The following is a 21,022-nucleotide window of genomic DNA, read 5'->3' on the forward strand; positions in this document are numbered from 1 at the left end:
TACATGTCGAACGAATTGCTTTTCAGTGCGGGCTTCCTTGGCCTGATCCTGATTATCCTGGTCCTTGACCTCGGACTCTTCAGTAAAAAGGAACATGCGGTCAGCCTAAAGCAGGCGGGCATAATGAGTGCCATCATGATCACGCTGGCACTGGGCTTCTATGTTTTTCTCCGTTTGGAAGGCCATCAGCTGCATGGCGTCCATGACATGACACGCCTGATCGATGTGGTGCAGAGCCACAGGCATCCCATTACGCTCATACCAGGCGACTTCGAGGCCAGCCTGGACCTCTACCGGAAAAATCTGGGAATAGAATTTCTCACCGGTTACGTTGTTGAATACGCCCTTTCGATCGATAACATTTTTGTGATCGTGCTCATCTTCTCGGCGTTCTCTGTCGAGGAAAAATACTATCACCGGGTTCTTTTCTGGGGTATTCTCGGTGCGATCATCATGCGGTTTATCTTCATTTTTGTGGGCGCCGCGCTGATCAGCCGCTTCGAGTGGATCCTGCTTATCTTTGGAGCTTTCCTGGTATTTACCGGTCTGAAAATGTTCTTTTCAAAAGATGATGATGAGAAGATTGATCCGGAGAATCACCCGGTTGTAAAGTGGGCCTCGAAGGTATTTGCGATCTATCCGCAGTATGAGGGGAAAAACTTCTTTGTAAGAAAAAACGGGAAAAAGATGATCACACCGCTTTTCCTGGTGTTACTGATCGTCGAGTTTACAGATTTGTTGTTTGCGGTTGATTCAATCCCAGCCATTTTTGCAGTAACACACGATCCGTTTATCGTTTTCTTTTCAAACATTTTTGCCATCATGGGATTGCGGTCTCTGTTCTTCCTGCTGGTTAACATCATTCACCGGTTCCATTACCTGAAAACCGGCCTCGCTGTCTTGCTTACCTTTATCGGTTTAAAAATGCTTCTGCATACCTGGCTGGATCGCTGGGGTTTCTCTACAGAACATTCACTGATCGTTATTGTGAGTATTCTCGGTTTGAGTATTCTGGCTTCGCTCGCTTTCCCGAAGAAGGTTAAAGCCTAGCTTTTACGCGGCCAGGCGACGCAGATTTCAGCAGAAAATTCTTAATTTCCCGGCGGTAACATAAACGGCTGCTTTCCGGCGCGAAAGTCTGATGCGCGTTTAAACCAACCTGCAATCATGAAAAAACTTACTTTATTCTTTATCTGCCTTGCGGCTGGGGCTGCACAGGCGCAAGACGATTTCTCGGCGGTTTACAAGGCGATCAATGCCGATGTTCAGCAACATTCAAAGGCTTACAGCACATTAAAAGATGCTACTTCCAGAATTGGTCACAGGCTTACAGGTTCTGCTCAGGGCGCCCGCGCGGAAGCATATGCTTACAACCTGCTTAAGTCTTACGGATATCAGGTCAGGTACCAGCCTTTCAGTGTAGAAAGCTGGGCGCGAAAAACGATCGATGTGCGCATCGGTGCAGATCAGGCTTCACTACAGCAGATCAAGGCCGTAACACTGGCTCATTCCCCGGTTAAGGCTGATGTTACAGGCGAGCTGGTTGATATGGGTAACGGGCTCGAAGCTGATTACCTTGCCAGCCCCGGCCGGGTCAAAGGCAAAATTGCGTTGGTTTATCTTGGTGTATTGCCGGGCTCAGCCCCTGGTACGAAAAGTTTGCACCGCTCAGAAAAGACTGCCATTGCGATAAAGCACGGTGCGATAGGTATCGTCATAATCAACACAGTCAAGAATGGCGTATTGCTGACCGGTACGGCCTCTGTAACAGGGAAACTTATTCCAATTCCGGCCGTTTGTATCGGCCTGGAAGACGGCATGCAGGTAAAGGAGGCCTTGAAAAGCGGGAAACAAACTGCCAGACTGCAGATGACGAATTTTTCAGGTATGATCAAAGCCCGCAACGTTATTGCAACGCTGAAGGGTAGCGAACCTTCTGAAAAAATTGTGATCGGCGGCCACCTTGACAGCTGGGATCTGGCAACCGGAGCCATCGATAATGGCATAGGTTCTTTCGCCATTATGGATATGGCCCGCAGTTTTTCGGCGCTGAAACTTCGTACGAAAAGAACGATTGAATTTGTCCTTTTTATGGGCGAGGAGCAGGGGTTGCTCGGGTCAAAGGCGTATGTTGATGAGGCTGCGAAGGCCGGCACGCTGGACAATATCCGGTTTATGCTGAACTATGACATGACCAATGATCCGAAGGGTTTTTCTACCTCGCGGGAGGAAATGAAGACGCTGTTTACAAACTGGGGCACACAGGCCGCCGCAATCGATACCACTTTTAAGAACCTTTTTCAGGCGGGTGCCGGACTGCACAGTGATCACCAGCCCTTTCTTTTATCAGGGATTCCGACAGGCGGGGGCGCGGGCGGTAAATTACCGAACAATTCAGGACCTTTCTACCACTCAGATAAAGACGGCTTTGAACTCGTAGATGAGCAGCAGCTAAAAAATACGGTAAGATTCAGTGCCATGCTCCTTTACGGACTGGCGCAGACCCCAGAGATTCCCGTCAGGCGTCTTGGGGATTCAGAGCTGAAAAGTTTTCTTGAGGCGCAGAATTTGAAAGAGCCGCTGAGCATTGCGGGCGAATGGCGCTGGAAAGACTAGCTCGTGATATAACTTTCCAGTTGTGATATCATCTGTTTCTGGTCGGCAATGATCCATTTTACGCAATCGCCGATTGATACCATACCCAGCAGCTCCTCGCGCTCGACAACCGGTAGGTGGCGAATGTGTTTTTCTGTCATCACAGTCATACAGTGTTCCAGGCTGTGACTGGTCGTAACGGTGATGAGCTCTGAGGTCACATTACATCGCAGACCGGCGTTTCTTTTGATGCCCGGCCTTGCAGAATGATTTTACGCGCGTAATCACGTTCGGTGAAGATGCCCTTCAGTCGGCCGCTCGCTATGACAAAGATGGCACTGATATTTTGTTTCATCATTTCGGTCAGCACATCAAATACAGACGTGTTTCCATGAACAGAAAATACAGCGGCATCCTTGCTGTCAAGCAATTTTTTTACTGTAGTCATATTGTCTTGTTTTGTATGATGGAATATAAACATAAAAGTCCTGAAAATCAACATGCTATAACAAATCCTGATTATCGGCATCGCCAGGCGCGGCGGCTTTTCATTATTTTTGCAGCGTGAACAAGGTTGAGGTTTTAGCCCGGTACCTTCCTGAAGGTGCAGCACCGCTTATTGCGCGGTGGATTGATTATTTTCAATGTGAGTTTAAGATATCAAAAAACCGCAACACCAAACTGGGCGATTACCGGCATCCATACGCCGGCAGGGGACACAGAATATCGGTGAATCATAATCTGAATCATTATGCGTTCCTTGTTACCACCGTGCACGAGTTTGCGCATTTACTTACCTGGAATGACCATAAGAACCGGGTAAAGCCGCATGGGGGAGAATGGAAGGTCAATTTTAAACGAATGATGCAGCCTTTTTTCGAACTACGTGTTTTTCCTGATGACATCCACCAGGCTATTGATAATTACCTGGCAAACCCGGCTGCGTCCAGCTGTACCGATCTGCATTTAGCCCGGGCACTGAAGAAGTACGACCGGCCCGCACCAGAGCAGCTCCATCTTGAACAATTGCCTATACATGCAACATTCACGATAAAAGATGGACGTAAATTTAAAAAAGGTGAAAAGATCAGGACCCGCTATCGCTGTGTATGCCTGGACAACGGACACACCTATCTGTTTAATCCGCTGGCAGACGTAAAAATGGTGTAGGAGCGGTTTTTTGCAAGATTTGAGATGTGAGATCTGAGTCCTGAGACCTTCAATAGTATATAGGTATTCGTAGTTCGTATTTAGACGCGGCGCAGAAACCCCTCAGCCGGTTATGCATAGAGGGGTTAGGCACCGTGGTCGTTCGTCCTGGTTCCTTTTTCTTTAGTCTCATTGGGGGGTTAGGCGCTATTTTTTTGAGATGTGAGATTTGAGATGTGCGTCTTGAGACGGGAGCAGAAACCCCTCGGCCGGTTATGCGTAGTGAGGGGTTTGTCACGCCTTGGTCTTTCGTCCTGGTTCTTTTTTCTTTTCTCTCCCTTCGCGAACGGTCGCTACTGCCTCTTCGCAGGGGATCCCTCGCCGTTGCGCTATCGGAAAAAAGGGATTCCGTAAGCGTGCTTCGGGATGACGGCGTGGGGGGACGTCGGTTTGGCTTGGCAAAGTGAGGGGTTAGGCGCCGTGGTCTTTCCTCCTGGTTCTTTTTTCTTTAATCTCATTGAGGGGTTAGGCGCCCAAAGCTTTACACTTTCAACTTTTTACTTTCAACTCAGCTGTGGTCTTTTGTTGTTATTCTTTCCTCGTTGATTGCGTCAGACCCGCCTGTTCAGGCATGAACGTTACTGGTGCTTGATCACATTGGCCATCCGGTCGCTTTCGCTTCCCGAGTAGATGGCTTCGCCGTTTTCAATTTTGAAGCGCACATTTAGTCTTTTGTCTTTGAACATTTCCGCATTGTTCTCTACACTGTCTACCCAGGCGTCGCGGTCTTTAACGAGTACGCTTGATGTGTAACCATTCGGGTCAGTACTTTTCAGCACGATATAAGCTGCCTCAGGCTGTGCGGTAATGTTATCGAAGACCATGTCAAAGCGGTTGCGGCGATGCAGGGCATCCTCCAGGGTTTCAATGTTGGCAAGGTAACTATCGTAGTTCGGGGCCGCCGTATCATCGCCGGGTTGAAGGGTAAGATAAGGCTGTGCCTGCATGGCTTGTAACATAGAGGCCGAACGCGATTCAGTTTTAAAGCCTACACCATTTCTGAAAAAGGTCCGGCTTTCCCTGAACACTTCAGCGCCGTCATTACTCAGGGTACTGGCTTCTTTGTGCATGACAAGGCTGTCTCCGCGCAGATAGTACGTTTTTGTCGTACTGCCGTTACCGTTTACAATGTGTTCAACATATAGAATAGGTTCGTCGCGCAGACTATATTTTTCAGTATAAAAAGATGATCCACCCAGCATGTACACCAGGCTGTATGCTTTTTCAGCATGAGGTTTTAATTTATCGAGAGAATCTGCGTATTGCGCAATATTATTGGCCGTTAGTGCTGTAGCGGTTGAATCAGTCGCAAGGTCTGCCTGCGGATGATCTGAGCGGAGGTCTTTGCACGCACCAATCAACAAGGCGATCAGCACAAGCAGGGATGGCAAGGGTTTCATAACTGTTTTTTCTTAAGTAGATATGAGTTCCCGGGCGATTATCGTGCCAAGCGTTTTAGAATGAGAGCAGTTCGCTGATTTTGCCAGCAAGCCGGGATTGAGCCAGGAAGCCGGCTTCGAGCTCTTTGTTCATGGGAATGGCTGTATCGAGCCCGGCGCAGCGCATAACCGGAGCATCGAGGTGGCGGAAACAATGTTCACCAATCCACGCAGCAATTTCTGCCCCGAAGCCGCAGGTCAATGTGTCCTCATGCAGCACCAGCACCCTGCCCGTCGCCTTTACAGCGCGTGCTGTCGTTTCTTTATCCCAGGGCTGCAGGCTTTGCAGGTCAACCAACAGCGCATCAAGTTCCGGTTGCCGCTGCAAAAGGTCGAGCGCCCAGTGCACACCCAGCCCGTAAGTAATAATCGTAAATCTGCTGCCTTCCCGTAGTATGTTAGCCTTGCCGATAGGCGTTAAAAAATAGCCCTCTGGTACTGCAGCCGACAGACCGCGGTAGAGTAGCTTATGTTCAAAATAAAGCACGGGATTGGGGTCGGCAAGGGCCGAAAGCAAAAGGCCCTTTGCTTCGCGGGGGAAAGCGGGGTATACGACTTTTAAGCCCGGTGTCTTTGTAAACCAGGCTTCATTGCTTTGTGAATGAAATGGACCGGCGCCACTACCGGCACCTGTCGGCATGCGAATCACCACATCGGCCTTTTCTGCCCAGCGGTAATGTGTTTTTGCTAGGTTGTTGACGATCTGATTGAAGCCGCTGCTGACAAAGTCTGCAAACTGCATTTCTACAAGTGCTTTCGCCCCGTTTATAGACAGGCCGAGGGCAGCGCCGACAATTGCCGACTCGCAGATCGGCGTATTGCGAACCCGGTCCCTGCCAAACTCGGCCACGAATCCTTCTGTGATCTTAAATGCGCCGCCATACTCAGCTATGTCCTGCCCCATCAGGATAAGTTCAGGATGCCTGGTCATGCCCTGCCGAAGCCCATCGCTAATGGCATCAATATAACGCATTGTTTTTTCGCAACCTGCAGGTTCAATTGCGGGTGCATGGTAGGGCGCGTACATATCCGTTTCCTCGGTGAGGGCATCAAATTCAGGCTCAGGTGAGGCAAATCCGCGTTCGCAGGCCTCATGAATTTCTTCTTTGAAGCGGTTTTTAACCTCGGCGCAGACATCATTGCTCAGCAGCCCGGTCTCAAACAGGTGTTTTTCGAAACTGCTCAGCGGGTCACGGCTGGCCCAGTGCTGCAGCAATTCAGCAGGGACGTACTTTGTTCCCGACGCTTCTTCGTGTCCGCGCATGCGAAAGGTCATGCACTCAACCAGAACAGGACGCGGATTGCTTCGAATGTCTGAAGCCAGTTTGCTTAACGTATTATAAACCTCAAGAACATTATTGCCGTCAATCCGGATACCTTCCATACCATAACCTACGGCCCTGTCGCTCAGTTTTTCGCACCTGTACTGTTCGGCGGTAGGGGTAGAAAGGCCATAGCCATTATTCTCGATCAGGAAGATCACTGGCAGATCCCAAACTGCCGCAACGTTCAGTGCCTCATGAAAATCTCCCTCACTCGTTGCTCCTTCGCCGGTAAAGACCAAAGTAGCCCGCTGTCTTCCGGCCAGCTTGTCTGCCAATGCTATACCGGCCGCCAGGGCCAGCTGCGGCCCAAGGTGTGAGATCATGCCGATAATCTTGTGTTCCTGTGTGCCGAAATGAAAAGACCGGTCCCGGCCTTTTGTAAAACCGCCAGCCTTTCCCTGCCATTGCGCCACCAGTTTATCAAGCGGAACGTTTCGTGTAGTGAACACACCTAAATTGCGGTGCATGGGAAGAATATATTCATCGGCCTGCATGGCCAGTGTTGCACCGACAGAAATGGCTTCCTGGCCAATGCCGGAAAACCACTTGCCAATGCGCCCCTGTCTAAGCAGAATAAGCATTTTTTCTTCAATCAAACGGGGATACAGCAGCTTTTTATATATGCTGAGCAGCGTATCAGGCGGTACCGGGCCCGTTTGGAAAAACATAGGTTATCTATCTTTCAGTTTTTTGTTTCTTCTGCGCCTCCCATTGCGAAGCAAATGACTTTGGTGCTACTTCAGGCAGGTCACGGTATTTGCTCCACTTTTTTTTGAAGAAAGTACGGAGAATGAAATTTTTTACCTTACCGCCAAAGAAATCGATAAGGTTTCGTTTCTGCATGCCTTTTTTCCAAAGTTTCCAGCCTATATCCTCTACCTTGCCGTTCTGGTGGGTTGCAGCGGCGTCGCGGCGGTTAAGAAGCAGCATCTTATGGATGTCGATCTTCGCTGGGCATACTTCAGAACATTTTCCGCACAGACTGGATGCATAGCTGAGGTGCTTGAAGTCTTCCATGCCCTTTAGGTGTGGTGTAATGACCGAGCCGATCGGACCGCTGTAAGTCGTGTTATAAGTGTGTCCGCCAACATTTTTATAGATCGGGCAGGCATTCAGACAAGCGCCGCACCTGATGCAGTACAGTCCCTGCCGCTGCTCTTTCTGTGCAAGCAGGTTTGTTCTGCCGTTATCAAGCAATACAACATACATTTCTTCAGGTCCGTCAGTTTCATCAGCCTGACGTGGACCGCTTAAAATAGTATTGTATACTGTAAGGTTCTGGCCGGTACCATGACTGGCAAGCAGGGGCCAGAACAGGTCGAGGTCTGTAATCGAGGGGATGATCTTTTCAATTCCGACAATTGCAATGTGGACTTTTGGAAAAGTAGTGGAAAGGCGGGCATTGCCTTCGTTTTCTGTCAAAGCGATACTTCCGGTGTCTGCGATCAGAAAATTTCCTCCTGTAATGCCCACATCGGCCTGGAGATATTTTTCTCGAAGCAGCTCGCGTGCTTTCTGTGTAAGCTGCTCAGGCGTGGCATCAACCGGTGTACCAAAGCGCTCGTGAAAAAGCGCCGCTATTTCTTCTTTGGTCAGGTGCATGGCCGGCGTAACAATGTGGTAGGGCGGCTGACCAAGCAATTGAACGATGTATTCTCCGAGGTCGCTTTCGAGCGACTCAACACCGTTTTGTTCCAGGAATTCATTCAGATGAATTTCTTCGGTGGTCATTGACTTAGACTTGATGACCGTTTTGGCATTTTTGCGCTGAATAATGTTCAGGATTTCACGGTTAGCTTCCTCGGCATCATTTGCCCAGATCACCTTTCCGCCGCGGCGCTGAAAGTTGGACTCGAATTCGGGTAAAAATTTGTCGAGATTTTCCATAACCCGCCACTTAATCACATGGGCCTTTTTCTTTGTTGCCTCCAGGTTTTCAAAACGGGAGAGGCCCCGGGCTACGGCTGCATCATATTTGCCTATGTTGTGATTTATGGTCTGGCGGTGTTTCTCATCAAAAGCCTTCTCATCGGCCTGCACTAAAAAATCTTCAGCAATGCTCATGTTTTCAAATATAGGGAATAGGGGCGAGGATACCATTGCCGAATGATGGGCAACAGGTTAAAAAAAAGCGCCTCCGGTTTTGGGAGGCGCTTTTTATCTTGTATTATTTTGTGCTTTTTGGTGAGCCGTCTTCGTTCTTGTCAACCGCAGGTCTTTTTGCTCCGTTGGCAAGTTCCCAGGCGGTGAAATAAACAAGCCGCGCTCTTTTTGCCAGCATCGGGAAGTCGATCTTACTGATCTCATCACCTGGCTGGTGATACTCGGGATGTACACCGTTGAAATAAAAGATAACAGGGATACCGTGTTTCGCGAAGTTATAGTGATCTGAGCGATAGTAAAAGCGGTTCGGATCGGTACGGTTGTTATAAGTTTCGTCCAGTTTGATGTTTACGTAATCGGCGTTAGCTTTCTTGCCGATGCGGTCAAGATCGCTGCTAAGCATATCTGAACCAATGATATACACGAAATTGTTGTCATTTTTGTGTTGCTCATCACCACGACCGATCATATCAATATTCAGGTTTGTAATGGTGTTGGCCAGCGGGAAAACCGGGTGTTCAGAATACCATTCAGAACCAAGCAGGCCTTTCTCTTCGCCTACAACGGTCATGAAAAGGATACTGCGTTTCGGACCATTGCCGGCTTTTTTAGCCTTCGCAAAGGCTTCGGCAATCATCAGTACACCGGTTGTTCCGGAACCGTCATCATCAGCACCATTGTTGATCATGTCGCCGGTTTTGGTCGAATCTATGCCAATGTGGTCGTAGTGGCCGGTTACGACCAGAACTTCATCTTTAAGTTTAGGATCTGAACCTGGCAGGAAACCAAGCACGTTTTCAGCACGCAGTGGCGACTCTTTAACGGTCGCGCTTGCCGATACAGGAATAGCGATCTCCTGCGATGCAGGCTGCCCGCTGTCTGAAATTTTCTTTTTAACGGCATCTATGTCGGTTTTGGCACCGGCCAGCAGTGTATTTGCCAATTTTGTGCCGATAACAACAACAGGAGACTTTTTCGTTTTCCTTGCGGCAAGAACCTCATTGCTTAGCAGAATTTCGCGGCCACCTTTGAAGTATCCCCATTGCGACGGGCCGAATTTGTCAATTCTCGGATCAATTACGATCACGGCAGCGGCATTTTGCCCGGTCAGGTATGCAAGTTTTTTTGGAAGCGTAGCGTTTGCTGCACCGACATTTGCTTTTTCACCCGGCGAACCCGAAGCGAAAATCAATACAACCTTACCGGCAACATTCTGGCCGGCAAAATCATTATAACTGTCAGCTTTGATACCGTACCCGGCAAAAACGATGCTGTTCGCATTAAACGTAAAACCTTCAGGAGAAAGGCTTGCCGGGTTGAAGTAGAAGTCTTTCAGATAGTCTGCAGGCTGACCGTTCACTGTCAGGATTCCCTGGCTGATCGATGAATTGATCATGTCTACCTTCTGGAAATAATCACCGTTTACAGGGCCCTTCAGTCCAATTTTTTTGAAATGATTGCGGATATATTCGGCGGCCATCCAGGCACCTCTTTTTCCCGTTTCCCGGCCTTCATACTCATCAGATGCAAGTACCGACAGGTGTTTGTACGCAGCGTCTTTAGTAATGGTCTGGCTAAACTTGATGGCATTTTTGTTCTGTGCCACACAGCCAAATCCAAGCCCTGCAAGCAAGCCCAGGGTCAGAAAGTATTTATTCATAATAGTTAGTTAGTGATAGTTAGCATTCAATTTTATCGACCCGGCGGGCATGGCGGCCACCTTCAAAGTCAGTTGCCAGAAACACATCGGTCATTTCTTTAGACAGGTCTTCAGTTACAAAGCGGGATGGGATACAAAGTACATTTGCGTTGTTGTGCTGGCGGGACAGCCGCGCAACGTCCACGTTCCAGCAAAGTGCTGCACGAATGTGCTGGTGTTTGTTCGCAGTGATGGCAACACCTTGTCCGCTGCCGCAAACCAGCACACCAAAATCAAATTCACCGCTTTCTACAGCAAGTGAAACGGGGTGCGCGAAATCGGGGTAATCTGCAGACTCGGCAGAGTAAGTGCCGAAGTCTTTCAGCTCATAATTCGATGCCAGGTAATCCCTGAGCATTTCCTTGTACTCGAAACCGGCGTGATCCGCGCCTATTGCGATCTTCAATTTCTTGTTTTCTGACATGATGATCAAAAATAGCAAAGAATATCGGCTTGTTGCCGTAAATATTTCGTTATCCTAAGCTTTGGCAGTTCCGTAAATAGCTTTGTTCCTTTTCCGCTCGATATTGGCAGAGATAAATATACTCAGCTCAAAGAGAAGGAAGAGCGGTGCGCTTACAATGAGCATGGTCATAATATCTGCTGTAGGCGTTACAATAGCCGCCACGACCAGGATCAGAACCACCGCATAGCGGCGGTTGGTGCGCATAAATTTCGGCGTCATGATACCGAGCTTAGACAACACATAGATGATAACCGGAAGTTCAAATATAATCCCTGTTCCCAGTGTCAGCGTAGCAACAGAAGACAGATAGGAGTCAATTGTGATCGTGTTTTCAATTTCCTTGCTGACCGTGTAATTGCTTAAAAAGTTGACCGAAAGTGGGCTGACAATGTAGTAACCGAACAGTACACCAAGCAGGAACAATACCGAAGCGAAAAAAACAAAGCCGCTTGCTGATTTGCGTTCGTTTTCGTGCAGGGCCGGTTTGATGAACTTCCAGAGTTCAAACAGCAGGTAGGGTATTCCAAGGACGATCCCGCAGATAACCGACGAGTTAAGCTGCAGGGTAAATTGTCCCGCCATTTGCGTATTAATAATCTTACCCGGAATGCTGGTAATACAAAATTCCTTATCAATATATTTTGGGAAAGCTTCTACGAGCTTACACATCATACGATATGTCCAGAAGTCACCCTTACGCGGGCCCATTACAATCGTATCAAAAATGAAGTCGTAATAGTAAAATGCAAGACCTGTAAATACGGCGATGGCCAGTACAGACCGTACCAGGTGTTTACGAAGCACGTCCAGATGGTCGAAAAACGACATTTCTGCCTCCATGGTTTTACCTTTTTCGGTGATGCTTTTTACAAGTGACTTTCTTTCTTTAGCTACGCTCATACGGGAAACAAAAATACCATTCCGGTTTAATAGAATGGTATGTACGGATAAATTATCTTGATTGGTTTGCTGATGTTACAAACGAAAGATCAAAACTCCGTAAAACGGCAATTCTGATCTTTCGCGTATGGTAAGCAACCTTAATCGGCAGTCAACTCAAAAGTTTCCATAAACTTCGTGGTAAAATTTCCCGCTCTGAAGTTCGGATCTTTCATCAGTTTAAGGTGAAAAGGGATTGTGGTCTTTACACCTTCTATGACAAACTCACTTAGTGCACGTTCCATGGTGCAGATAGCCTCTTCGCGGGTCTGGGCAACACATATCAATTTGGCGATCATCGAGTCATAATTTGGCGGAATCTGATAACCTGCGTACACATGCGTATCTACACGGACACCGTGGCCACCGGGCGAATGGAAATTCGTAATTTTGCCTGGTGAAGGCCTGAATCCGTTAAACGGATCCTCGGCATTGATGCGGCACTCGATCGCATGCATGTCAGGATGGTAGTTTGCCCCAGAAATAGGTACGCCCGCTGCAACTTTAATTTGTTCCTTGATCAGGTCGTAGTTAATTACTTCTTCGGTAACCGGGTGTTCAACCTGGATACGGGTGTTCATTTCCATGAAGTAGAAGTTGCGGTGTTTGTCGACCAGGAATTCGATCGTGCCGGCACCTTCATACTGAACGGCAACTGCACCTTTAACAGCAGCTTCGCCCATTTTCTCCCGCAGCTCATCTGTCATAAAGGGCGAAGGCGATTCTTCAACCAATTTCTGATGGCGTCGCTGAATAGAACAGTCGCGCTCAGACAGGTGACATGCTTTCCCATACTGGTCGCCGATAACCTGGATCTCGATGTGGCGCGGGTCTTCAATAAATTTTTCCAGGTAAATGCCGTCATTACCAAAAGCCGCTCCGGCTTCCTGGCGGGCACTGTCCCAGGCGTTTTCAAAATCTTCGTCTTTCCAGACAATGCGCATGCCGCGTCCGCCTCCGCCAGCTGTGGCTTTCAGAATCACGGGGTAGCCGATCTCGTTGGCTACTTTGATGCCTTGCTTCACGTCAGACAGCAGGCCATCAGAGCCGGGAATTGTAGGCACGCCGGCTGCTTTCATGGTGTCTTTAGCCGAAGCTTTGTCGCCCATGGCATTAATCTGATCTGCCGTTGCACCGATAAATTTGATGCCGTATTCATGACAGATTTTTGAAAACTTGGCGTTTTCAGAAAGGAAACCATACCCGGGGTGAATCGCGTCAGCATTGGTCACCTCTGCGGCTGAGATAATATTTGGGATGTTGAGGTAGGAGTCTTTGCTTGGCGGCGGACCGATGCATACCGCTTCGTCTGCAAAACGCACATGAAGGCTTTCGCGGTCGGCGGTAGAATAAACGGCAACGGTCTTGATGCCCATTTCTTTACAGGTGCGGATGATGCGCAATGCGATCTCACCCCTGTTGGCAATTAATATCTTTTTAAACATACTTGATCTGCTAACAGGTACCGGCCGGGCTTTCTGGCGCGGCGGCCTGAGTTAAAATAAGTTGAGACTATGCAGGTTCAACCAGGAAGAGTGGCTGGTCATATTCTACCGGCGATGCATTGTCTACCAGTACCTTAACAATTTTTCCTGACACTTCACTTTCAATCTCATTGAAGAGTTTCATCGCCTCAATGATGCAGATCACCTTGCCTGATGTTACCTCGTCGCCAACATTGACGAAAGACGGTTTTTCAGGGCTTGCGGAACGGTAAAAAGTACCGATCATCGGCGATTTAATGGTGATATATTTTGATGTATCATCTGCGGCAGGAGCCGGTTTGCTTTCAGCTGCAGCAGGGCTTGCAGCAGGAGTTGCAACGGGAGCAGCCGCCTGCTGTACAGCCTGAACCGGAATCGCCGAAACGGTAGCATTAACGACAGTAGGGGTCTGATTGGTTTTAATGGTGATTTTAAAATTCTCCTGTTCGATTGCAACCTCATTTACGCCAGAGCGTGAAACAAACTTGATCAGTTCCTGAATTTGTTTGATATCCATTCTTTGTCTTGTTAAGTAAACTTGTCTTAATGTATAACTAAGTTATGTTTTTTCTTTTTGTTTTAATTATCAGCATATTGAAGCGTTATAACCATAACCTGGTTAGTAGGCCCACTTCAGGTAAACTGAACCCCATGTGAAGCCGCCGCCAAAAGCAGCAAGTACCACATTGTCGCCTTTTTTAAGCTTGTCTTCCCATTCCCAAAGGCAAAGCGGGATTGTTCCGTTTGTTGTATTGCCGTAACGCTCAATATTTACCATCACCTTGTCAGTACCAACGCCCATGCGATTGGCAGTAGCATCTATAATGCGTTTGTTCGCCTGGTGCGGAACAAGCCAGGCCACATCATCGGCCGTAAGGTTATTGCGGTCCATGATTTCGGCAGCTACGTCTGCCATGTTCGTTACCGCAAATTTAAACACAGCCTGACCTTCCTGGTACACATAATGCTCGCGGTTGTCGATGGTCTCGTGCGTTGCAGGTTTAATCGAACCGCCGGCTTTCTGGTGCAGGTGTTTGATGCCCGATCCGTCGCTGCGCAGAATAGAGTCCATCACACCTAAACCTTCATAATTCGGTTCCAGAAGCACTGCGCCGCAGCCATCGCCAAAGATGATACAGGTAGTGCGGTCGGTGTAGTCAATAATTGAAGACATCTTGTCGCCTGCAACAACCAGTACTTTTTTATGTTTTCCAGTTTCAATAAACTGCGACCCGATGGTAAGTCCGTAGATAAAACCTGAGCATGCAGCCTGAACATCATATCCCCAGGCATTTTTCGCACCCACTTTATCGCCGAGAATATTGGCGGAAGCGGGGAAAGATAAATCAGGAGTCGTGGTGCAGAATACGATCATATCGATCTCCTCTGCAGAGATACCACGTTTTTCAAGCAGGCCATTCACAGCATGCATGGCCATATCGGTAGTGCCCAGGCCTTCACCTTTTAATATTCTTCGCTCTTTTATACCTGTACGTGTGGTGATCCACTCATCGGTGGTGTCTACCATCGTTTCCAGTTCCTTATTGGTCAGCACATAATCGGGTGCGTAACCATGAACCGCGGTAATAGCAGCGTGAATTTTATTCATTTTTTTTGGTTTGAGTTACGTAAAAGCTTGTTTAATCTTTTCGATCAGCCGCGTTTCAATCATGTCTTTAGACTGCAACACCATGTTTTTCACAGCTTCGGGGCTTGAAATGCCATGGCCAATGATTACCGGAGCGTTTACACCCAGAATGGGGCTGCCTCCGTACTTCTCATAATTGAAGCGATCGAAAAACTCGTCTTTGAAGCCTTTTTTCAGCGTAAGAATGTAGAAAGATTCAGCCATTTTCAGCACAATGTTGCCGGTGAATCCGTCACAGACAATTACATCAGCTTTATCATTGAACAGGTCGCGCCCCTCTACGTTACCTACAAAGTTGAAAAATTTGGTATCCCGCATGAGCGGATAGGTAGCCATGGCCACCATATTTCCTTTTTCTTCCTCTTCGCCAATATTCATCAGCGCAACGCGGGGCTTATTAATCTGCAGCACGTTTTCTGCGTAGAGATTACCAAGAACACCGAATTGAAGAAGGGTATCAGGTTTGCAATCAGCATTTGCACCTACGTCAAGAAGCAGACCTGCGCCGCCCTTAAGTTTTGGAACCAGGGTGCATAAGCATGGCCGAATGATACCGGGAATGGTTTTGACGCTGAAAACTGCGCCAACCAGCATAGCGCCAGAGTTGCCGGCGCTGGCAAATGAGTCGATTTTGCCTTCTTTCAAAAGCTGGAAGCCAACCGAAATGCTCGAGTTGGGCTTTTGAACGATGGCTTTAGTGGGGTGTTCGCCCATTCCGATCGCTTGGTCGGTATGGACATATTCAAAATGGTCGGGGTTGAATCCTTCTTCGGCCAGAATTGGCTTGATCAGTTCTGTATCACCGATAAGCACAAGTCTTTCTCCCGCCGAAAGTGCTTCATGGGCTGCTATTGCTCCCAAAACGATCGCTTTGGGAGCATAGTCTCCACCCATTATATCCAGGCCTATTTTCATAGTAAAATTATGTTCGTGCTTTGCCGGTATACTACCGTAGTTTCAAAGGGCTAAAGGTAAAGCTTAAGCCCCTGAAAACACAAACAAATTTTTAAGAAAACTAACCTATTGTTGTGTTTTCGATAACCAGTTTGCCGTTGTAGTAAAGATTACCATCAACGTTGTATGCACGGTGAGGCACGTGTACAGCACCTGTTGTCTGGCAGGTTGCCAAAGAAGGAAGTTCAGCTTTATAATGCGTCCTTCTTTTATCTCTTCTCGATTTAGAAAGCTTACGTTTTGGATGTGCCATTTTAGTAAATTTTTATTTTTATTTTAGTTTTTTCAGGGCTTCCCAACGCGGGTCGACCGTTTCTGTTTCTTCTTTGTTTTGTCCCGAAAGGCTTTCCAGCTTCTTGATCATCGCTTTGTCGCATTCCTGGCCGTTCCCGGCGTCGCCACAATTTTTAATGTAGGGAACCGACACATTGATCAGCTCATAAAGCACTCCCGACACATCAATCTCGCTCTCACTCCTGTTCAGTACAATGATCTCGGGATCATCACTCTCCAGGTTGTCTTCAGCAAATTTCACAATTTGCCGCTCCTGCAGCACAATCGGTTGTTCAAAATCAGACAGACACTTGTCGCAGCTAAGTTTTACGGTCCCTTCTACATGAAAATTTAACAGCAGCATAGTCTCCTGCTTGTCCATCTCCATCCGGGCCTTCAACTTGCCACTTTTTATTAATGAATAGTCAAACTCATTAAAAAACGTGTCGTCGATCTCGAACTCGAAATCATGCTTGCCTAATTTTAATCCGGTAAACGGAACTGAAAACTGTTTTAGCGGTTTCAAAATGCGACAAAATTTGAGCCTGCAAATGTAGGAATATTTTTAATATATAGAAAATGTTTAGGTAAAATAGTGTGTCTAAACCGCTGGTTTTCCGGCACAATGGCTAACAGACGTGTAAATGCGCATGGATAGCCATGTTTTACCTTTTAGAAAAGCACCTTCCCTGCACGAAACGGCGGGCAGCCCCGCTTTTGCTGCAAGGTGCCTCGTTCCTCAGCAGGCTTTTCGCGCCAATCGGGTTTAGGGCACAGCGGTTCTCCGGTTGTCGGTGCCGTCTTCCTTCCCGGCGTTTAGGAGGCGTCGTCCTTTATATCAAGAGCGGTTTCGATTACTTTACCTCCGGTTCTCAATTTGTTGCTCAGCAGCTCTTCCTGTTCTCTGCGGTTTTTTACGATATGGATCGCAGAAAACAAAGCTTCGGTAAATGATGCCGGGTCGGCTATTCCTTTTCCCGCAATATCGTATCCGGTTCCGTGATCGGGAGACGTACGGACCACCTTAAGACCTGCCGTATAATTTACTCCGGTGCTGAATGCCAGTGTCTTGAATGGGATCAGTCCCTGGTCATGATACATGGCAAGAACCGCATCAAATTGTCTGAAGCTGCCTTTGCCAAAAAATCCATCGGCGGGATACGGCCCGAACGCCATGATTCCTTTATCGAAGGCTTCCTGGATAGCCGGGCTGATAATGTCAATCTCCTCTTTGCCAAGCAGACCGTTGTCGCCGGCATGTGGATTAAGTCCAAGCACAGCAATTTTTGGTTTCCCGATCCAAAAGTCTTTTTTGAGGCTTTCGTTCATCAGCTTCAGCTTGCGCAGGATGCCTTCCTTGCTGATTTTTCCGGCTACTTCCTGTACCGGGATGTGGCCGGTAACTACACCTACCTTCAGATCATCGCTTAACAGGAACATCAGCACATCGCTGCTGCCGCTTTTTTCCTGCAAATATTCGGTATGGCCCGGGAACCGGAAATTTTCTGACTGTATATTATGTTTATTAATGGGGGCGGTGACAAGCGCGTCAATCTCCCCGTCTATAAGATCCTGAGTAGCGCGCTCGAGGGACAGGAATGCATATTTTCCGCCGGTTTCATTCGCGCTGCCAAGTTCAATGCGGACGTCTTCTTCCCAGCAGTTGATCATGTTTGCCTTGGTTGGATTAGCCTGTGCAGCCGATGGAATAACCTGAAAGCTAAAATCGCTCACTCCGGTAGCTTTTCGGTGGAACGAAGCGACCTTTGTGTGCCCGTAAACAATAGGAATACAGTAGTTCAGAATATGGCTGTTTGCCATTGTTTTGATAATGACCTCAAGCCCGATGCCGTTTACATCGCCTATGCTGATTCCGATTTTGACTTTATTGCTCATGCTTTAGAGTGCAGAAATTTAAGCGCAAATTACAGTTTTTGACCATAACAAGCCGCAAAGCCATAAAACTTTACTTAATTTGTATATTAAAATAAGGCTGCACAGCCAGGCAAAGGCCTGACCAGAGGCCGTTCTTTTATATGAGTTTGGTAAAAGCTAAAAAACACCTCGGGCAACATTTCTTAACCGATAAAAACATCGCAAACCGGATTGTCGAAAGCCTGAGCCGAACTTCCGAATATAATCAGGTGCTTGAGGTAGGCCCGGGAATGGGCATCCTGTCAGACTTCCTGATTAAAAGGACAGATTTCGAAACCTGGCTCATTGATATAGATGATGAATCTTATGCGTTTCTTCAGCAGAAATATCCCGAACTCGGAAACAGGCTGATAAACGGCGATTTTTTGCAATTGGACTTTGAGGCGTATTTCCCAGCGCAGTTTGCGATAATCGGTAACTTCCCCTACAATATTTCTTCCCAGATTCTTTTTAAGGTTTTAGATAACCGGCAGAAGGTTGTAGAAATGGTAGGCATGTTTCAGAAAGAGGTGGCGCAACGTTGTGCCGCGCCTGCAGGTACGAAAGAGTATGGCATTCTAAGTGTTTTTTTGCAGGCCTATTATAAGATAGATTATTTATTTACCGTTAAACCGGGTACGTTTAATCCGCCTCCGAAGGTACATTCTGCCGTTATTCGCCTGCTGCGAAATGACGTAGATGTGCTTCCCTGCGATGAAAAACTCTTCTGGCGTACGGTTAAGGCGGGTTTCAACCAGCGCCGAAAGACGCTGCGGAATGCATTATCGGTTGTTCTTCCGAAAGAAAAAATGGACCAGCATCCGTATTTCGAAAAACGTGCAGAGCAGCTTACGGTGCACGATTTTGTTCAACTTACCCAACACTTGCAGGAGCTCGCTGCCAAATAACAATCAACAGATTATGAAAGGAAAAATACTGATTGCCGATGCGCTTCATCCCGTGTTTGCAAGCCGGGCCCGTGATATGGGTTATCAGGTAGACGATTTGCCGGATATCACAAGGCAGGAGGTATTGGCTTGTATCGGCGCGTACCAGGGGATCGCCATCCGCACCAAATTCAGGATGGATGCTGAACTTATTGCTGCTGGCAAACAGCTTCGTTTTATTGCCCGGGCGGGGGCAGGGCTTGATAATATTGATGAACACGCGGCGAACCAACGCAACATTATCTTACTGAATGCGCCCGAGGGAAATATGGATGCCGTCGGCGAACATGCCATCGGGATGCTGCTTTCAGTTATGAATAAGTTTCGCCAGGCAGACGCCGGTGTGCGGCAGGGTGTCTGGGACCGGGAAGGTAACCGTGGTTATGAGCTCAGGGGCCGCACGGTGGGCATTATCGGCTACGGTTTTATGGGAAAGAGTTTCGCCCGGAAATTAAGTGGCTTTGGTGTGGACGTCATGGCATACGACAAGTACAAAACCGGGTTCAGCGACCAGTTTGCACGCGAGGTAAGCATGGAAGAAATTGTACGGCAGGCTGACGTGTTGAGCCTTCATATTCCGCTTACGGCCGAAACGCGCCAGCTTGTTGACGATGAATACCTGTTTCATTTCAGAAAGCCGATTTTTTTTATCAACACGGCGCGCGGTGAAATTGTCAATACAAAGGCTATTCTGAATGCCATTGAGACCGGGAAGGTCCTTGCTGCAGGATTGGACGTGCTTGAAACGGAAAAGTTCCCCGCATTGGCCAACGAGCCCTGGTACCATGAATTGAAAGCTAACGAGCGTGTACTGCTGAGCCCGCACGTTGGCGGCTGGACGTTTGAATCGTATTATAAAATATCAGATGTATTGGCAGATAAGCTGAAACAGCTGTAGCGCGCAGCACCGGCAAGATTTCAGCATATTGAACCGCGCATAGTTCGACTCCTGCAAAGTTGGTAACTTTCGTAAAGTTACCAACTTTAAGTTAAAAAAACAACTTTTCAGTTAATTTTTCCTTTAAGGTTATTCACCATAAATGCTGCCGTTATAATGACAGCCATGCCGACAAGCTGATAACCAGACAGCGGCTCATTTGCTAAAAAATAGCCTATAATTACAGCAATTACCGGATTGATATATGCGTAGGTGCCTACCACCGCAGGTGGCCAGGCCCGAAGCAGCCAATGATACGCAAAAAACGCACAAATGGACCCGGCTATAGCCAGGTAACCGACAGCCGTCCATGCGGTAGAATTCAGCGTCAGCCAGTCTGCTTTCATATGTTCACCGGTAAGGAGCAGGGCGAGAATGCAGGCAAGCGCGCCCCCGAGAAGTTGCCAGCTGAGCCCACTCACCAGCGGGGTACCCTGCATATGGCGGGAGTAATATAGGGAAGACAGCACCCAGCAAACGCAAGACAGGAGCACGGCCAGCGTTCCATAAACCTGGCTTAATCCGAAGCCGGAAGATTCCGCGCCCACCTGTCTTGCAAACAGGAACACGATACCGCCAAATCCGAACAGCAATGCGGCCAGCATTTTTTTGTTCCGCAGATAGGCCGCCCGTTTCGTGCCGTCAAGAACGATAAACCATAGAGGCAGTGCTGCCACCAGTATTGCTGCATAGCCAGAGGAAATGTGCTGTTCGGCCCAGAACAGAAAACCCTGACCGCCGCCCATCATCACCGCGCCAATAAGTAAATTAGTAAGTATAAATGATTTCCCGGCGCGCATCTGACCGGATACAAGCTGGTAGCCGGTAAAAAACAATGCTGCAATAATGAACCGCATTGCGCCCATGGTAAATGGGCCGAGGCCGGCATGCAGGCCCTTAAGAATGGCAAAATACGTAGTACCCCAGATGATGCAGATGGCAAGATAGGCAATTGTAGCTTTGAGGGGATTTGATGAATCAGAAGGTCGGGACATGGCGCAAGTTTAACTATTATCCGGCAAATGAAATGAACTTGCTATCTTATATGATTGAAAAATAATGCGCGCTGGGTTAAAAACACCTGCGAAAT

Annotated in this window: 21 protein-coding genes; 5 read left to right on the forward strand and 16 right to left on the reverse strand. The window is 48.0% G+C overall.

From position 1 onward, the window contains the following. The first annotated feature begins 3 nt into the window (after positions 1-3). On the forward strand, positions 4-1,050 hold the full coding sequence (locus EJV45_RS12975; RefSeq protein ID WP_129716110.1) for a TerC/Alx family metal homeostasis membrane protein: 1,047 nt from the start codon (positions 4-6) through the stop codon (positions 1,048-1,050). Between the two features lie 117 nt (positions 1,051-1,167). Beyond that, positions 1,168-2,616 carry a M28 family peptidase gene (locus EJV45_RS12980; RefSeq protein ID WP_129716111.1) on the forward strand — a complete coding sequence of 483 codons (1,449 nt, stop codon included), beginning with the start codon at positions 1,168-1,170 and terminating at the stop codon, positions 2,614-2,616. On the opposite strand, the gene EJV45_RS19760 is transcribed toward EJV45_RS12980, so the two are convergent. Together EJV45_RS19760 and EJV45_RS19765 are read right to left on the reverse strand one after the other, a co-directional pair. Then, positions 2,613-2,816, reverse strand: coding sequence for a CBS domain-containing protein (locus EJV45_RS19760; protein WP_370291371.1), 204 nt, complete (start codon positions 2,814-2,816; stop codon positions 2,613-2,615). The two genes, EJV45_RS12980 and EJV45_RS19760, sit on opposite strands and share 4 nt — an antisense overlap. Further along, positions 2,813-3,043, reverse strand: a complete 231-nt coding sequence (locus EJV45_RS19765; protein ID WP_370291372.1) for a CBS domain-containing protein — start codon at positions 3,041-3,043, stop codon at positions 2,813-2,815. Before EJV45_RS19765 ends, EJV45_RS19760 begins: the two co-directional genes overlap by 4 nt. A gap of 116 nt (positions 3,044-3,159) precedes the next feature. Here EJV45_RS19765 and EJV45_RS12990 point away from each other — a divergent pair, with 116 nt between their 5' ends. Beyond that, positions 3,160-3,765: a SprT-like domain-containing protein gene (locus EJV45_RS12990; RefSeq protein ID WP_129716112.1), complete on the forward strand. Its 606-nt coding sequence runs from the start codon at positions 3,160-3,162 to the stop codon at positions 3,763-3,765. A gap of 617 nt (positions 3,766-4,382) precedes the next feature. Here EJV45_RS12990 and EJV45_RS12995 read toward each other — a convergent pair. The 13 genes from EJV45_RS12995 to pdxA all read right to left on the reverse strand — a co-directional run bounded on the left by EJV45_RS12995 (position 4,383) and on the right by pdxA (position 18,030). Continuing rightward, entirely contained in the window at positions 4,383-5,204 is an 822-nt protein-coding gene (locus tag EJV45_RS12995; RefSeq protein WP_129716113.1) for a hypothetical protein, read from the reverse strand. A 55-nt stretch (positions 5,205-5,259) separates the two neighbouring features. Continuing rightward, positions 5,260-7,236, reverse strand: coding sequence for a thiamine pyrophosphate-dependent enzyme (locus EJV45_RS13000; protein ID WP_129716114.1), 1,977 nt, complete (start codon positions 7,234-7,236; stop codon positions 5,260-5,262). Positions 7,237-7,243: 7 nt separating this feature from the next. Then, positions 7,244-8,632, reverse strand: coding sequence for a LutB/LldF family L-lactate oxidation iron-sulfur protein (locus EJV45_RS13005; protein ID WP_129716115.1), 1,389 nt, complete (start codon positions 8,630-8,632; stop codon positions 7,244-7,246). 103 nt (positions 8,633-8,735) lie between these two features. Then, entirely contained in the window at positions 8,736-10,331 is a 1,596-nt protein-coding gene (locus EJV45_RS13010) for a M28 family peptidase (RefSeq protein WP_129716116.1), read from the reverse strand. Between the two features lie 19 nt (positions 10,332-10,350). Beyond that, complete coding sequence (gene rpiB, locus EJV45_RS13015) at positions 10,351-10,794, reverse strand: ribose 5-phosphate isomerase B (protein WP_129716117.1); 444 nt, start codon at positions 10,792-10,794, stop codon at positions 10,351-10,353. 54 nt (positions 10,795-10,848) lie between these two features. Continuing rightward, entirely contained in the window at positions 10,849-11,736 is an 888-nt protein-coding gene (tatC, locus tag EJV45_RS13020) for a twin-arginine translocase subunit TatC (protein ID WP_129716118.1), read from the reverse strand. 140 nt (positions 11,737-11,876) lie between these two features. Beyond that, complete coding sequence (gene accC, locus EJV45_RS13025; protein ID WP_129716119.1) at positions 11,877-13,220, reverse strand: acetyl-CoA carboxylase biotin carboxylase subunit; 1,344 nt, start codon at positions 13,218-13,220, stop codon at positions 11,877-11,879. Between the two features lie 67 nt (positions 13,221-13,287). After that, positions 13,288-13,776, reverse strand: a complete 489-nt coding sequence (gene accB, locus EJV45_RS13030; protein ID WP_129716120.1) for an acetyl-CoA carboxylase biotin carboxyl carrier protein — start codon at positions 13,774-13,776, stop codon at positions 13,288-13,290. A gap of 102 nt (positions 13,777-13,878) precedes the next feature. Next, a complete protein-coding gene (locus EJV45_RS13035; protein ID WP_129716121.1) occupies positions 13,879-14,868 on the reverse strand; it encodes a beta-ketoacyl-ACP synthase III in 990 nt (329 codons plus the stop codon). A 15-nt stretch (positions 14,869-14,883) separates the two neighbouring features. Next, positions 14,884-15,822 (reverse strand): phosphate acyltransferase PlsX, encoded by a 939-nt coding sequence (plsX, locus tag EJV45_RS13040; protein ID WP_129716122.1) that lies wholly within the window; start codon positions 15,820-15,822, stop codon positions 14,884-14,886. Positions 15,823-15,922: 100 nt separating this feature from the next. Continuing rightward, entirely contained in the window at positions 15,923-16,114 is a 192-nt protein-coding gene (rpmF, locus tag EJV45_RS13045) for a 50S ribosomal protein L32 (protein ID WP_107214322.1), read from the reverse strand. Positions 16,115-16,132: 18 nt separating this feature from the next. Beyond that, a complete protein-coding gene (locus tag EJV45_RS13050; RefSeq protein WP_129716123.1) occupies positions 16,133-16,660 on the reverse strand; it encodes a DUF177 domain-containing protein in 528 nt (175 codons plus the stop codon). A gap of 290 nt (positions 16,661-16,950) precedes the next feature. After that, entirely contained in the window at positions 16,951-18,030 is a 1,080-nt protein-coding gene (pdxA, locus tag EJV45_RS13055) for a 4-hydroxythreonine-4-phosphate dehydrogenase PdxA (RefSeq protein ID WP_129716124.1), read from the reverse strand. Positions 18,031-18,170: 140 nt separating this feature from the next. On the opposite strand from pdxA, the gene rsmA reads away from it, so the two are divergent. Both rsmA and EJV45_RS13065 read left to right on the forward strand, forming a co-directional pair. Then, on the forward strand, positions 18,171-18,956 hold the full coding sequence (gene rsmA, locus EJV45_RS13060) for a 16S rRNA (adenine(1518)-N(6)/adenine(1519)-N(6))-dimethyltransferase RsmA (RefSeq protein WP_129716125.1): 786 nt from the start codon (positions 18,171-18,173) through the stop codon (positions 18,954-18,956). Positions 18,957-18,969: 13 nt separating this feature from the next. Beyond that, entirely contained in the window at positions 18,970-19,893 is a 924-nt protein-coding gene (locus tag EJV45_RS13065) for an NAD(P)-dependent oxidoreductase (RefSeq protein ID WP_129716126.1), read from the forward strand. A 107-nt stretch (positions 19,894-20,000) separates the two neighbouring features. On the opposite strand, the gene EJV45_RS13070 is transcribed toward EJV45_RS13065, so the two are convergent. After that, a complete protein-coding gene (locus EJV45_RS13070; protein ID WP_129716127.1) occupies positions 20,001-20,927 on the reverse strand; it encodes an EamA family transporter in 927 nt (308 codons plus the stop codon). Between the last annotated feature and the right edge of the window lie 95 nt (positions 20,928-21,022).

The organism is Pedobacter sp. SYP-B3415, assembly GCF_004138205.1.
Classification (GTDB): Bacteria; Bacteroidota; Bacteroidia; order Sphingobacteriales; family Sphingobacteriaceae; genus Pedobacter.